Annotated in this window: 10 protein-coding genes and 2 tRNA genes; 8 read left to right on the top strand and 4 right to left on the bottom strand. The window is 41.6% G+C overall.

Annotation, left to right across the window (positions count from 1 at the left end; all coding sequences use genetic code 11):
- Positions 1 to 11: 11 nt before the first annotated feature.
- Complete coding sequence (gene uvrC, locus DPC56_RS07305; protein ID WP_112094423.1) at positions 12 to 1,754, bottom strand: excinuclease ABC subunit UvrC; 1,743 nt, start codon at positions 1,752 to 1,754, stop codon at positions 12 to 14.
- 103 nt (positions 1,755 to 1,857) lie between these two features.
- On the opposite strand from uvrC, the gene uvrB reads away from it, so the two are divergent.
- The 4 genes from uvrB to DPC56_RS07285 all read left to right on the top strand — a co-directional run bounded on the left by uvrB (position 1,858) and on the right by DPC56_RS07285 (position 10,078).
- Positions 1,858 to 3,804 carry an excinuclease ABC subunit UvrB gene (uvrB, locus tag DPC56_RS07300; RefSeq protein ID WP_112094422.1) on the top strand — a complete coding sequence of 649 codons (1,947 nt, stop codon included), beginning with the start codon at positions 1,858 to 1,860 and terminating at the stop codon, positions 3,802 to 3,804.
- 14 nt (positions 3,805 to 3,818) lie between these two features.
- Complete coding sequence (uvrA, locus tag DPC56_RS07295; protein WP_112094421.1) at positions 3,819 to 6,692, top strand: excinuclease ABC subunit UvrA; 2,874 nt, start codon at positions 3,819 to 3,821, stop codon at positions 6,690 to 6,692.
- A 438-nt stretch (positions 6,693 to 7,130) separates the two neighbouring features.
- Complete coding sequence (locus DPC56_RS07290) at positions 7,131 to 8,495, top strand: B12-binding domain-containing radical SAM protein (RefSeq protein ID WP_112094420.1); 1,365 nt, start codon at positions 7,131 to 7,133, stop codon at positions 8,493 to 8,495.
- A 23-nt stretch (positions 8,496 to 8,518) separates the two neighbouring features.
- Positions 8,519 to 10,078: a B12-binding domain-containing radical SAM protein gene (locus DPC56_RS07285; RefSeq protein ID WP_112094419.1), complete on the top strand. Its 1,560-nt coding sequence runs from the start codon at positions 8,519 to 8,521 to the stop codon at positions 10,076 to 10,078.
- Here DPC56_RS07285 and DPC56_RS08480 read toward each other — a convergent pair.
- Positions 10,075 to 10,200, bottom strand: a complete 126-nt coding sequence (locus DPC56_RS08480; protein ID WP_281267929.1) for a hypothetical protein — start codon at positions 10,198 to 10,200, stop codon at positions 10,075 to 10,077. The genes DPC56_RS07285 and DPC56_RS08480 overlap by 4 nt on opposite strands.
- 1,077 nt (positions 10,201 to 11,277) lie before the next feature.
- Complete coding sequence (locus DPC56_RS07275; protein WP_245923968.1) at positions 11,278 to 11,988, bottom strand: heparan-alpha-glucosaminide N-acetyltransferase; 711 nt, start codon at positions 11,986 to 11,988, stop codon at positions 11,278 to 11,280.
- 317 nt (positions 11,989 to 12,305) lie between these two features.
- Between DPC56_RS07275 and DPC56_RS07270 the strand changes: the two genes are divergently transcribed.
- The 4 genes from DPC56_RS07270 (at position 12,306) to DPC56_RS07255 (ending at position 14,810) form a co-directional block, all read left to right on the top strand.
- Positions 12,306 to 12,379 (top strand) — tRNA-Gly (locus tag DPC56_RS07270).
- 2 nt (positions 12,380 to 12,381) lie between these two features.
- Positions 12,382 to 12,455, top strand: a tRNA-Gly gene (locus DPC56_RS07265).
- 151 nt (positions 12,456 to 12,606) lie between these two features.
- The gene (locus DPC56_RS07260) at positions 12,607 to 13,647 is read left to right on the top strand and encodes a hydroxymethylglutaryl-CoA synthase (protein WP_112094417.1); all 1,041 of its coding nucleotides are present in this window, start codon (positions 12,607 to 12,609) and stop codon (positions 13,645 to 13,647) included.
- Between the two features lie 11 nt (positions 13,648 to 13,658).
- Positions 13,659 to 14,810 carry an acetyl-CoA acetyltransferase gene (locus DPC56_RS07255; protein ID WP_112094416.1) on the top strand — a complete coding sequence of 384 codons (1,152 nt, stop codon included), beginning with the start codon at positions 13,659 to 13,661 and terminating at the stop codon, positions 14,808 to 14,810.
- Between the two features lie 26 nt (positions 14,811 to 14,836).
- On the opposite strand, the gene DPC56_RS07250 is transcribed toward DPC56_RS07255, so the two are convergent.
- The coding region (locus DPC56_RS07250; RefSeq protein ID WP_281267928.1) for a TCP-1/cpn60 chaperonin family protein at positions 14,837 to 15,052 on the bottom strand (216 nt) is incomplete at its 5' end.

Raw genomic sequence — 15,052 nt, 5'->3', positions numbered from 1 at the left:
TCCCCCCCCATTTATTGGGTGTTGTGGAAGTGTTTATGGATCTTTTCGGCGAGCTTCCTGTTTATCCCCTCTACTTGGCTCAGCTCCTCTATACTAGCACCTTTAATAGCTTCTATCCCCTTAAAGTGCCTTAGTAGTCTCATTTTCCTCTTGGACCCTATACCTTTTATTTTATCGAGTTGAGAAGCCTTAAATCTTTTATTCCTGATTTTGCGATGGTATTCGATGGCGAACCTGTGGGCTTCATCCCTCACATGTTGTATGAGATGTAGAACCTTAGAATCTCTTGGTAGTCTTATTGGACTCATTGAATAGGGCGTGTATATTTTTTCATCCTCTTTAGCGACTCCTATAACTGGTATTTCAATGTTTAATGATTCGAGGACGCTTAAAGCTGAATTTAATTGTCCTCGGCCGCCATCTACTATTATAAGGTCTGCTTTTGTCTCATCCTTTGAGTATCTTCTTTTGATGATTTCGCGGAGCATGGCATAATCGTCGGGGCCCCTTGTGTGTATCTTGTATCGTCTGTAGAGGCCCTTTGCAGGCTTTCCATCTATGAATGTTACCATGGATCCTACTGGCGCCTCTCCACTAATATTCGAAATATCGTAGCCTTCTATCCTCCGGGGATGCTCTGGGAGTTTAAGTTGCCTTTTCAGTTCGGCTAGGATCTTATGGGTTTCTGTTTTCTCTTCTGAAAGTTCCTGGACGCTTTTAACCGCCGCCTTTAAAAGTTTTAGTTCAGATCCCCCTATAGGGGTTCTGATCTTAACTTTAACCCCCTTTAGGTTGGATAACCATTTCTCTAATAGTCTCCTCTTGTTTATGGCATATTCTGTGATTATTTCTTCTGGTATTTGATGTGGTGTTGAATAGTATTGTTGGATAAATGCTGATAATATTCCCCTAGGCGTTTCTTCCTTGATACTATCCATGGTGAAATCGTTTTTACCTATGATTTTCCCATCTTTGACGTGTAATATCATGATATGGGCTTTATCATCGAAACTAATGGTTATAATATCCTTGTCTATACCCTTGGTGAATGTGGTTTGTCCTTTTCCCATGACCTCCTTTAATGATATTATCTGGTCCCTTAGTGTTGCTGCTTTTTCAAATTCTAATTTTGATGCAGCATCCTCCATTTCCTCTTCCAATTCTTTTAGGATGTCCTTGTATTGTCCCTGGAAGAAAAGCTCCACTCTTCTGACCATCCGAATGTATTCATCCTTTGAAATATTACCGGTGCATGGACTGTAGCATAGGCCCATTTGGTTGTTGAGGCATGGTCCATCCATTCTCTTACAATCCCTGATCTTGAATAAGGATTTTAGAAATTTAATCATCTTCTTCGCGGCAAATGCGCTCGTGAATGGCCCAAAATAGGCTCCATCGGATGTTATTCTCCTTGTTATCGTTATTCTCGGATATTCTTCACTGGTAATTTTAAGGTAAGGGTATCTTTTATCATCCTTGAGATGGATATTATAGGGTGGTTTATATTTCTTGATAAGGTTGCTCTCGAGTATCAAGGCCTCCCTTTCAGTGTCTGTTATGATATACTCCACATGGTCTAAGTGTTTTCTCATGTTTTTTATTTTTGGATTATCTGTAGGCTGGAAATATGATCTAACACGTTTTCTCAAAGATATTGACTTTCCAATATAGAGTATGTTACCTTTCCTATCCTTTAGAATATAAACTCCGGTCTTATCTGGGAGATCCTCAACCTTCTTAACAGCCACTGCCAATTATAACCCCCTCTTAATGGAACCAACACCCCATAATGATTATATATGATACCGTGAATATAGTCTTTTAGTATAATTTTTTAGTTTTTTTGTCAGTGATTTGATGATGAAATTCAGATTAAAATCAAATTTCGAGCCCCGGGGGGACCAACCCAAGGCTATCAAAGCATTAGTTGATGGGATAAAAGAAGGTTTAAGGGAACAGACACTTCTTGGGGTTACAGGGTCTGGTAAAACATTCACGATAGCAAATGTCATAGAGGAGGTTCAAAAGCCCACCCTGGTCATCTCCCATAATAAGACACTAGCCGCCCAATTATACGAAGAATTTAGAGAGTTTTTTCCAGATAATGCCGTGGAATACTTTGTAAGCTATTATGATTATTACCAGCCAGAGGCCTACATCCCACAGACAGACACTTACATAGACAAGGAAGCTTCAATAAACGATGAGATAGATCTGATGAGACATTCAACCACACAATCCCTCCTCACAAGGGATGATGTTATCGTGGTCTCCAGCGTATCCTGTATCTATGGTATAGGAGCCCCATGGGACTACGGCGAATCTGCACTTTCACTCAGCGTGGGATCCCAATTAGATAGGGAGGAAGTCCTATCAGAGCTTGTGCACATGCAATATGAAAGAAATGATATAGAATTCGACAGGGGACAATTCAGAGTTCGCGGGGATATACTAGAGGTTAATCCTGTCCATGGGATGCCCCCAATACGCATAGAATTTTTTGGAGATGAAATAGACTCAATATCATTCATACACCCCACCAAGGGTGAAAGAATAAAAAACCTAGAAAAAGTAACCATATTCCCAGCCAAGCACTTCATAGTATCAGAAGATCGCATGGAAAAGGCCATAGAGTCCATAGAAGAGGAACTTGAGGAAAGATTAGATGAACTGAGGGGTATGGGGAAACTTTTAGAAGCTCAAAGACTCGAGCAGCGCACAAGGTTTGACATAGAAATGCTAAGGGAAATGGGCTACTGTCCAGGTATCGAAAACTATTCCTTACACCTTAGCGGGCGCAACTGGGGTGATAAGCCCTACACTCTATTAGATTATTTCCCAGAGGATTTCCTAACAGTCATAGACGAATCACATGTTACAATACCACAAATAAAGGGAATGTACAGGGGTGACAGATCACGTAAAGAAACTCTCATCGAATATGGTTTCAGATTACCCTCAGCACGAGAAAACCGTCCACTCAAATTCAAAGAATTCCAAGACACTATAAAACAGATAATATATGTGTCGGCAACCCCCGGAGAATATGAACTTTTAAGGAGCCAAAAGGTTGTTGAACAGATAATAAGGCCCACAGGACTCGTAGACCCCAAAGTCATAGTAAGACCAGTCAAAGGACAAGTAGATGACCTCCTAGATGAGATAAACAATCGCATTAAAAGGGGTGAGCGCGTACTCGTAACCACACTTACAAAGAGGATGGCAGAAGACCTCACAGATTATTATTCAAAAATGGGTATCAAGGTAAGATACCTACACTCTGAAATAGACACTCTCGAGAGGGTTAACATCATCAACGATCTCCGAATAGGAGAATTCCATTGCCTCATCGGAGTCAACCTACTAAGGGAAGGATTAGACCTGCCAGAAGTTTCCCTAGTAGCTGTACTAGACGCTGACAAGGAAGGCTTCCTAAGATCTGAAACATCACTCATCCAAACAATCGGTAGGGCCGCCCGCCATGTTAAAGGCGAAGTCATATTATATGCCGACAGACTCACAGACTCAGTAAAGGCAGCGGTAGAAACTACCAACAAGAGGAGGGAAATGCAACTCGAATATAACAGAAAACATGGCATAACCCCAGAGAGTGCTAAGAGAAGCCTCAAAGTCAAAAAGGAGAAGATAGGAGTGGAAGATTTCAGTAATCTTCCAGAGGATGAAGTTAAAGTTATCATAAAAGATCTCGAAGAGGAGATGAGGGAAGCCGCATCAAACCTCGAATTTGAAAAAGCTGCTAGGATCAGGGACCGGATCCTAGCCCTTAAAAACATCTCAAAATAAAAATTAGGGATACCATGGGAAAGAATATCGTGATCAAAGGTGCCAGGGAGCACAACCTCCAAAATATAAATCTCAAACTCCCAAGGGGCAAATTCATCGTTATAACCGGGATAAGCGGGTCAGGGAAATCATCACTCGCATTCGACACAATATACGCAGAAGGGCAACGAAGATATGTTGAATCCCTATCAGCATATGCAAGACAATTCCTAGGACAGATGAAAAAACCAGACGTAGACTATATAGAGGGACTGTCACCAGCCATATCCATAGACCAGAAAGCAACTAAGATGAACCCAAGATCCACCGTAGGGACAATAACAGAAATATACGATTACCTCAGATTACTCTTTGCACGTATAGGCAAACCACATTGTTACATCTGCGGAAAAGAGATCTCACAACAAACCTCCACACAGATAGTTGAGAGGATACTTGAAGAAGAAGACGGTACAAGAATCTACATCCTAGCCCCAATAATAAAAGACAGAAAAGGAGAACACAAGAAAGTCCTGGAAAAACTCAAAAAGGAAGGTTATGCAAGAGTCCGAGTAGACGGTGAAATACGCGATCTAGAAGAAGATTTCGACCTTGAAAAAAACCGTAAGCATACAATAGAAGTTGTAGTGGACAGGCTCATAATACGCTCAGATACAAACTTCAGAAAAAGACTAGCAGACTCCATCGAAACAAGCCTAGAATTAGGCGAAGGCACCCTAATAATCCTATACCTTGATAAAATGGAAGAAAAGGTTTTCAGCGAACACTTCGCATGCACAGACTGTGGCATAAATTTCGAAGAAATCAGCCCAAGGATGTTCTCATTCAACAGTCCACATGGAGCTTGCCCAGAATGCAACGGCCTTGGAAGCAAACTGGAAATCGACCCAAACCTTGTAGTCCCAAAACCAGAACTCTCATTAAACCAGGGAGCCATCATACCATGGAGCAAATCCTTGAAAAAAGAAAACTACTATTATCAGATGCTTAAAGCAGTAGCCAAACATTATAAATTTAGTATGGACACGCCATTCAAAGATCTCGCCCCAGAACACCAAAAAATCATATTATACGGCTCCCAGGATAGAATACAATTCGTATTCAAAAGAAAGAATAGGAAATATCGGGTCAATAGAAGATTCGAGGGTGTTATCCCCCGCCTAGAAAGAATATACTTAGAAACCAAATCCAATTACATGAGAAAATACATTGGAGAGTTCATGAGCAACAGGCCCTGTCCTGCATGTAATGGTAGCAGGCTCCGCCCCGAAAGTCTTGCAGTTACAATCAATGGCAAATCAATCCATGAAATAACTGAAATGTCAATTAAAGAAGCATTAGAGTTCTTCGAGAGACTTAAACTAACACCCAGAGAAGAACACATTGCCAAGGATGTTCTAAGGGAGATAAAAGAACGTCTAAAATTCCTAGTAGATGTAGGATTAGAATATTTGACATTAAGCAGGTCATCAGGGACGCTCGCAGGTGGAGAAGCCCAAAGGATCAGACTAGCCACGCAAATAGGCTCAAGGCTCGTTGGAGTGCTCTACATTCTAGATGAGCCGACCATAGGCCTCCACCAACGAGACAACATCCGATTAATCAACACCCTTAAAAAACTCAGAGACCTTGGGAACACTTTGATAGTAGTTGAACACGACCCTGAAACCATACTATCCGCTGATTATATTGTTGATATTGGTCCAGGGGCTGGTGAACATGGAGGACGCATAATAGCAACAGGAACCCCCGCGGATATAATGGAAAACAAGGATTCGCTCACAGGAGCATACCTATCAGGCCGGAAGACAATACCAACACCCCCTAAAAGAAGACAGAAAAACAAATACATCACCATAAAAGGGGCTAGTGAAAACAACTTGAAAAATATCGACGTTAAAATACCATTAGGAGTATTCACATGTGTTACGGGCGTTTCAGGTTCCGGTAAGAGCACCCTAGTGAATGAAATCCTCTACAAGGGCCTCTATCAGAGACTGAACAACAAGCACATGAATCCTGGTAAACACAAGGACATAGAAGGTGCACATTATCTAGACAAAGTCGTGATAATAGACCAGTCCCCTATTGGGCGTACACCCCGTTCTAACCCTGCAACATATACTGGAGTATTCACACATATAAGAGAACTTTTCGCCCAAACAGCCGAGGCGAAAAAAAGAGGATACAAGCCTGGCAGATTCAGTTTCAACGTTAAAGGGGGTAGATGCGAAGCCTGTAACGGTGATGGGATCATAAAAATAGAAATGCATTTCCTAGCTGATGTTTACATCCCATGCGAAGTGTGTAAAGGTAAAAGATACAATGAGGAGACGCTACAGATCAGATACAAGGGTAAAAACATTGCCGAAATACTTGACATGACCGTGGAAGAAGCATTAGATTTCTTCCATAACATACCATCAGCCAAGAATAAACTCCAAACATTATATGATGTCGGCCTAGGCTATATAAAATTGGGACAACCCGCAACAACATTATCTGGCGGCGAAGCACAAAGAGTCAAACTTGCAAAAGAACTAAGCAGAAAAAGCACAGGCAAGACACTATACATATTAGATGAGCCTACCACAGGCTTGCACTTCGATGATATAAAAAAGCTTCTAGACGTGCTAAATCGGCTCGTAGATGCGGGGAACACCGTGGTGGTCATAGAACATAATCTAGATGTTATTAAAATGGCCGATCATATAATAGACCTTGGACCGGAAGGAGGTGAAGAAGGGGGTAGGATAGTCGCGGAAGGAACACCTGAAGAGGTTGCAGAGTCAGGAACATACACCGGAAAATTCCTAAAAAAAGTGATAGGAGCCACAAAACCCTCATTGGAGGCAACAATCATAGAAGCAGATAAAGTCAAAAACTAAAATCCCACCCCCAATCCGCGACCACCAAATAAGAGTAAGGACTAATATGATAATCTGAACGGGAATATCATATTTGCGTCACCCCCCCGTGCGAAGCGATGCAAATGAGAATCTTCCCCCCTACTCTCTTTTTACACCCCCTAACCTTAGACAAACTAATAAGCTTCACAATACTAAAAGGCTGTTATACCCGCCCACCCAAAAGTATAAAGGTTATCCCATCCGTAACCCCTACCCCCCAGAGAGGGATCCTTTACTAAGCCTTTTTCTGTTTTTCCATGCATAACGGATTTTTTTGGTTGGGGGCGATATCGATTGCAAAATTCATGTTCCCATATGCATTTTTCATAACCTGGGATAACATTTAAGTGATTGCAAGTACTTACATACTTGTCGGAGGATCATCTTCAAGCGCCCCATAAAAGGGGGTGTATAACAATGAGAGACATAATATTCATAAATCCTCTTGACAAGACTCATGTAAGTGAAATGTTAGAGTTACAGGCTCCTCCACTTAATCTAATGTACCTTGGAGCCTCATTAGAGAAGGCATCCTTTTCTGTTAAAATTTTAGATGATAACCTTAAAAGGTGGGGGTATGAGCAAATAACTAAGCTCGTGGAAAAACTCAACCCTTTCATAATAGGTGTTACCGCAACCACAGCAACAATCAAAAATAGTCTAGAATATATCAAATCCATTAAACGCATATTACCAGATGTCCTAACAATCATCGGAGGCCCTCACCCAACATTTTTACCCATAGATACCTTGAAGGCTTTGAAGGAATTAGATGTTGTCGTGATAGGTGAAGGTGAAGAGACTTTCACGGAACTCGCGGAAAAGTATGAGAAAAAGGGCGAGAAGGGATTAGAAGAAGTTAAAGGGATAGCATACCGAGACCAATCCAAGATAAGAGTTAACGAGCCAAGACCCCTCATACGAGACCTTGACAGCCTCCCATTCCCTGCAAGGCACCTTGTACCATTCAAAGAATATGAAACAACAAAGAACGACCAAGCGCATATCATAACAAGCAGAGGATGCATATACTCCTGTGAATATTGTTCATCCTCTCTTATCATGGGTAAAAAATTCAGGGCACGATCCCCTGAAAACGTGGTTGATGAAATAGAAGAACTCTACGACAAATACAAGATCGGAGAGATAGGATTCATAGATGACGCCTTTGTATTAAACAAGCGGAGAGCCCATAGAATAGCGGAGGAGATCAAGGAGAGATCCTTAGACATCAGATGGAGCACATCATCAAGGGTGAACACCATCAACAAGCAACTTTTAAGCAACCTTAAAAGCGCAGGCCTACAATCAATATACTATGGAGTGGAATCAGGCTCACAGCGCGTCCTAGACCTTATGAATAAAAAGATTACATTAAAGCAGTCAGAGGATGCTGTTAAAATCGCGAAGGACCTTGAGATAGAGGTTATGGCATCATTCATGTTCGGATACCCTGGGGAGACGCCAGCTGAAATGGATAAGACAATAGACTTCTCCATCAAACTCGACCCAGATTATGCACAATACTCTATTCTAACACCATTCCCAGGGACGCCCATCTACTACAAACTAGAAAAGAGGGGGCTCATCGAAAAAGACTGGGAAAAGTATACAGTACTTGAGCCAGTTATAAAATATGAAAAGCTGGGTCTTAGCAGAGAAATTGTGAAGAGAAAACTACTAGAAGCCTACTTCAAATTCTATAGGAGACTATCCTATTATATTAAACATCCCCACATGATCAAAGTTGTATTGAAAACCCTCCTCAAAAGCCTAACATAAACCCCTAAAGGGGGGATAAAAATTTGGAGATCATCCTAACAGCCGATGAAACCTTAACAACAACCTATAGGGATCTACCCCTTGCAGATTTCCTTGGATGCGCACCCCCAAATAGAATACCCCCAATCCTCTACAAGATCATAGACACCCAAGTACCCGACAAGAATGGTAGACTAACCTTCGCACCATATTCTCTCAGGAAAATCGAAGCAGCACTCCTAAGAGAGTACAAGAAAGACGATATTGTAGTTGCCCATCCAAGACACATAAAAAAATTTATCAAAGAAAATACTACGATAGTTGCCGTAACAACCATGGACCCCCTCGGCCTCGGACCAGTCACAATGTTATTTACAGACGGCGGAAGACTGCCATCATATACAAAAATAAAATTCACATCCTTAATAAAAAAGATAGACCAGTACAGACAGGCAAAGAAACTAGATTTCAAGATTGTTGTCGGAGGCCCTGGAGCCTGGCAATTAGAAGCCAAAGAGGATGAAATGGAAAAACTTGGGATAGACCATCTAATAATAGGCGAGACAGAACATCAGATCATCGAAATCTTCAAGGAGATAGAAGAGGGGAGCGCCGAGAAGATAATCTATACCAGGGGATGGCCATCCATCGATGAGATACCGACCATCATAAACCCTTCATATAAAGGGATGATAGAGGTCATGAGAGGCTGTGGCCGGGGCTGCAAATTCTGCGACCCCAATATCAGGAAAGCCAGATTCTATCCGCTAGAGAAAATAATCAGAGAAGTAGAAGTGAATAGGAAAGCCGGTCAAACTTCGGCGTGGCTCCATAGCGAAGACATATTCAATTATATGATAGAGGATAAAAGGCGTTATCATCCGAACGAAGATGCTGTCATCAATTTATTCGAAGAAGTCTTAAAGAGGGTGGATTATGCGAATCCAACCCATGGGAATGTTAGCGGGGCCCTGGCCGCGCCAAGGATCTTGGAGAAAGTGGCAGAGTTAAACAATGCTAACATACACAAGTGGGTGGGTATACAAGTGGGGTTAGAGACGGCATCTCCCATACTTATAGAGAAGATTGGGAATAACAAGGTGAAGCCCTTTGATGCAAATGAATGGCCATGGGTGCTCTTGAATGGGACTTATGCCTTTAACAAGTACTTCTGGTTCCCAGCTTATACAACTATTGTGGGCTTGCCTGGCGAGACAGAAGATGATGAGATCGACACAGCTAGACTCATAATCACGATAAGGGAGAAGCTCAGGGAAGAATTGGGTGAAAAGGCCCACTTCATAGTCGTGCCTTTATCCTTCGTGCCTATGGGACTTCTAAGGGATGAGGAGTTCTTTGACGTGGAAGAGCAGCTCACCCAGGGCAGGTTATTGCACATTTATCATGCTTGGAGGCACATCCTCTGGGAAGTTGAACATGGCTTCAAGCTCATGAAACTTGGTATCGTTTCATCCTTGTTCTCACCCTTGATAAAGTTGGGTTTAAGATTCTTGTTAAAGAGTATTGAAAAGTGGGCCGCCAAAAATGGTTTAAACTTGAAAAAGCCCTTGGAGCCTATGGATATCAAGATTGAAAAGTTTTAGTCCAAATTTTCCAAGCCAGTATATGATAGTATTTTTTCACGTCCTCCCCATAGTATTTCCTTCGAACGTCTCTGGCATTCTCTGATCACAGATTTTAGGTTCTCCTCGCCTTTCCAGTACATTTCAAGGCGATCATAGCCGAGGCTTTCTGCTATTTTCTCTATGATGAGTGAGCAGAGGAATATGTCATCGATGTAACCTTGCGGCCTGTATATTGTAGGCTGTTAAGAAGTATCCTAGGGCGACGCATATCAGTTCGATTTTTTCTTAGGTAACAGTTTCTTAGTAGTCCTTCAAAATTCTCGATATTTTCTTGGTAAACCCTTCTAAGGCCTTTTGCAAGGCTTCGATAATATTTCTTGTTTTTTGGGGAATCCTCTGAGGCTTTTTTGTGTTGTGTCTTATGTAATGTTTGAGTGTACAATCTTATGTAATAGGGAGGGTTCTACAGTTTTATACTATCTTATTGGTTCAAAATTAGTGTTGTTGTAGCCATATGGTTATGATTTGATATAACGAAATAAAAGCGCCAAAAAGACCATCACAAGGACCCCTATTATGGGGGTGTGCAGACTTTTATAAATGTTTGCCAAGATTTTAAACTTCACACACTTCCGAAAAGAGCAAGAATATAAAGGTATGGAAAGAATAAATGATATGACAAGTAGGGGTTGCAATACCCAATCCAAAAAACAAGTATTGGAACCTTCATATTCTTTCACAATGTCTCTCATATTTTTTCACCTCCTTCATCTTTTTAATCAGAGAAGTCCTCGGAGAAGCCCAATGGAAAAATGCAGCTCCCATAAAAAAATAAAAGAGAATGTCTTCCCATAATCTATGATGAATTGTTAAATCATGGCAGAATATTAAAATAAGATCATGTGACGGTGACAAGGAAATAATAAAGGAAAGGAGAAGAATCTGTGGTTTAATTTTTAAGAGTTCTGTGATATTTTTCGAAGCCGCTAATTTTTATCTTTCAATTTCCCTATTAATGCTCTTATTGTTCTAACATCGCCTATCTTTCCCGAGACTCGCATCGCTTCTGTCTACATGCTCTCATTTTCATCTTTTACAAAAAAATTTAACTTCGTTTAATCACTAGTGAAACCGCCTTCAAGTCGGAATTTGGCGTCTGATCTTGCAAGATTTATAAAACTCGGAATATAGTTAAAGTTTTTTTTTCTACAGATCCATTAAAATATTCTGATCATGAAAATAATGGCGATAATGATGAGTTGATGGATGAAGTATATGAAGAGTGAATGTCTTCCGATAAATGCTAAAAATTTCACGATTTTATACCTTGAAAGGTCCTTGATATGGAATCTTCTTTTATAGTCCTTGTACAGTTTCCCACCAGCATATATTCCAAGAGAGACCACACCCATCCATGGTAGGATAGGAAAATAGTCGAGTGTATAAAAGTTTGGTGGTATGATACCAAGCCAGAAAAGATAACTGATATCAAATCTTTGATTTAAGAGGAAAAGACCAACTACTATGAATAAGATAGCTAGTGGGATATTTAGTTTTTCATGGCGTAGGAGAGGGTAGCTGAGTATTATTGCGACTCCTATAAAATGCAGAACCCCAAATATTATATAACCCTCGCCGATTACCAGCCAGGTTATGATGGTGATGATAAAAGCATATGATAGTATCCTTAAACCCCTCTTCACATACTTTAAAATGAGCAAACCTTTATATCCTATGAGTATGCTTCGCATATAACTAAGTTTGAGTGACACTCCCACCAAGAATATGAAAATGAATGCTGTTAACCTTCCGAAAAACCATAAAATGCCACTTTGGATGTTAAGTGATACCATCCCCAGATAGTTAAGATCAAATAATAAGTGGAAGGTTATCATCATCAAAACTGCAATTCCCCGGAGCACATCCACCTCCCAAAACCTATGATATAATCTTTGAAGCGACATCATACACCCCATTTATACCCTCCCAAGATAATAATTCTAATCGAAAATTTTATATTCCAGTCACTTACAATACCCTCCATCGAGCGGGTAATGGATGGGAAAAACTTAAATACATCTTACAAATAATAAACATTCTGTAAAATGGTAGCTCCCCGGATCCCCCAAGGATGTGGGTGGCGGCCGCTTGAACCAGTTAGTGGAAATAAGAGTACCATAAAACCTTTCACGAAACTCTATCCGCGGAGACGGAATAGTTCACATACAAAAAAATAGGAGGTTGTGCGGCGTTAGTCCAGCCTGGTTAAGACACTGGCCTGCCACGCCAGCGACCCGGGTTCAAATCCCGGACGCCGCATTGCGGTTGTAGTCTAGTCTGGTTAGGACTCGGGCCTTCCAAGCCCGCGACCCGGGTTCAAATCCCGGCAACCGCATGTACTCGTTCTTTCATAATTCCTATCCTTTTTCTTAGTATTTATTTGAAATCCGGAGGAAAATTTTTTATAGGCATAGAGAGGGAATGTTAAAATAATCTAGTAGATGATAGACGAATCCTTATCGTGTAAATTTTAGGTTGTGATGTTTATGGTTGGAATTGTTGGATATGGAGTTTACATTCCATTATATCGTATAAAAGTTGAAGAGATAGCGAAGGTCTGGGGAGACGATCCCGAAACGATCATTAGGGGTCTGATAGTTGAGGAGAAATCTGTACCAGCCCCTGATGAGGATACCGTGACTATATCAGTTGAAGCCGCAAGGCAAGCTCTAAAAAGGGGTCAGATAAATCCTGAAAGGATTGGCGCGATCTATGTAGGATCGGAATCGCATCCATATGCGGTGAAACCAACTGCAACGATAGTCGCTGAAGCCATAGGGGCAACACCACAATTAACAGCTGCAGACCTTGAATTCGCATGTAAAGCCGGCACGGCTGGAATGCAAGCATGTCTAGGTTTAGTAAAGAGTGGAGTGATAGATTATGGTCTTGCAATAGGAGCGGACACTGCCCAGGGAGCTCCAGGCGACGCACTAGAATATACAGCCTCGGCAGGTGGCGCCGCATATATCATAGGCAGAAAAGACCTAATAGCAAAGATAGAATCAACCTATAGTTTCACAACTGACACGCCCGATTTTTACAGGAGAGAAGGCATGCCATACCCACGGCACGGTGGCAGATTCACAGGAGAACCAGCCTACTTCAAACATGTGATCTCAGCCGCAAAAAAAATAATGGAAAAAGAAGATCTTAAAGCATCTGATTTTAACTATGCAGTATTCCATCAACCTAACGGTAAATTCTATCTTAAAGCAGCTAAAAAACTAGGCTTTAAAATGGAACAAGTAAAACCAGGACTTTTAACCCCAATGATAGGTAACACTTATTCAGGAGCCACACCAATAGGACTCGCAGCAACACTAGATATAGCCAAACCAGGAGACAGGATACTAGCAGTATCATATGGATCTGGAGCAGGAAGCGACGCCTTCATAATCACAGTAGAAGATGGGATAGAAGAAAAAAGGGAACTCGCACCAAAAGTCCGGGAAATGATAAAAAAGAAAGTCTATGTCGACTACTCATTATATGCAAAATTCAAAGAAAAACTCAAAATGGCCTAAAGGTGGTACAAATGAGGGAAGTTGCAATTATCGGAGCATCACAGACAAAATTCGGCGAATTATGGGACATATCATTCAGGGACTTGATCACAAGAGCCGGGGTAGAAGCCATAGAAGATGCAGGGATTGAAGGAGCCGACCTAGAAGCAATGTACATCGGAAACATGTCAGCAGGACTATTCATAAAACAAGAACACATAGCCTCTTTAATAGCAGACCACGCAGGACTCACACCAATCCCAGCAACCAGAGTAGAAGCCGCATGCGCATCAGGCGGCCTTGCACTAAGAAGTGGTATAATGGCCATCGCTTCTGGCTACCATGACATCGTACTTGTAGGTGGGGTGGAAAAAATGACAGATGTCGTAGATCCAACCCCTGCAATAGCCACAGCATCAGACCAGGAATGGGAAGCCCAACAAGGAGTTACATTCCCCTCACTCTATGCTATGATGGCCCGCCGCCACATGTATGAGTATGGGACAACAAGGGAACAACTTGCAATGGTATCTGTCATAAACCATGAAAATGCTGCTAAGAACCCTAAAGCCCAATTTCCAATGGAAATTACAGTAGAACAGGTTCTAAATTCTAGTATGGTTGCCGATCCCCTAAGGTTGCTTGATTGTTCACCAATATCTGACGGTGCATCAGCCGTAATATTATGTCCCGCGGAAAAAGCAAGGGAATATACTGACACTCCAGTTTATGTGAAGGCCTCTGCACACGCTTCTGGTACAATAGCGCTTCACGACAGAGAGGATATTACAAGGATTGACGCAACTGTCCATGCAGGGAGAAAAGCCTTTAAAATGGCGGGTTTAGAACCCAAGGATGTTGATGTAATCGAGGTCCATGATTGTTTCAGTATAAATGGTATACTTGCAATAGAAGATCTTGGATTTGTCAAAAAGGGTGAAGGTGGACTAGCATTCGAAGAAGGTGTGACGCGTCGTGATGGTGACATTCCATTCAACCCATCTGGCGGTCTTAAAGCAAGGGGTCATCCACTTGGTGCAACTGGCATAGCGCAAGCAGCGGAAATAGTATGGCAACTCAGGGGAGAAGCAGGTAAAAGGCAAGTAGAAGGTGCAGAAATCGGATTAACACATAATATAGGGGGTACTGGTGGAACAGCTGTTGTCCATATACTCTCAAGATAAAAAAAAGGAAAAAAGTTTAGGAGAATTTACATTGGTGGCATTCCGCCTTCCATTCCCTCCATTCCCTCTTCTTCTTCGCCTTCTTCTCCTGCGGCGGCTATGACATCATCGATTCTTAGTATCATTTCTGCTGCTTCTGCTGCTGATTGTATGGCTTGTCTTTTGACTCTGTGTGGTTCTAGTACTCCTGCCTCTTTCATGTCAACTACTTTGCCCTCGAAAACGTCTAAACCCATGTATGG

It is taken from the genome of Methanothermobacter tenebrarum (genome assembly GCF_003264935.1).
GTDB lineage: Archaea > Methanobacteriota > Methanobacteria > Methanobacteriales > DSM-23052 > Methanothermobacter_A > Methanothermobacter_A tenebrarum_A.
Note: the sequence above shows the minus strand (reverse complement) of the source record. Positions and strands in the feature narration are given on the sequence as shown.

Bases quoted from the DNA above. Each gene is read 5' to 3' on its own strand.
- uvrA (WP_112094421.1), top strand. From the start codon at position 3,819: ATGGGAAAGAATATCGTGATCAAAGGTGCCAGGGAGCACAACCTCCAA.
- DPC56_RS07255 (WP_112094416.1), top strand. From the start codon at position 13,659: ATGAGGGAAGTTGCAATTATCGGAGCATCACAGACAAAATTCGGCGAA.
- DPC56_RS07260 (WP_112094417.1), top strand. From the start codon at position 12,607: ATGGTTGGAATTGTTGGATATGGAGTTTACATTCCATTATATCGTATA.
- DPC56_RS07290 (WP_112094420.1), top strand. From the start codon at position 7,131: ATGAGAGACATAATATTCATAAATCCTCTTGACAAGACTCATGTAAGT.
- uvrB (WP_112094422.1), top strand. From the start codon at position 1,858: ATGATGAAATTCAGATTAAAATCAAATTTCGAGCCCCGGGGGGACCAA.
- DPC56_RS08480 (WP_281267929.1), bottom strand. From the start codon at position 10,200: ATGTACTGGAAAGGCGAGGAGAACCTAAAATCTGTGATCAGAGAATGC.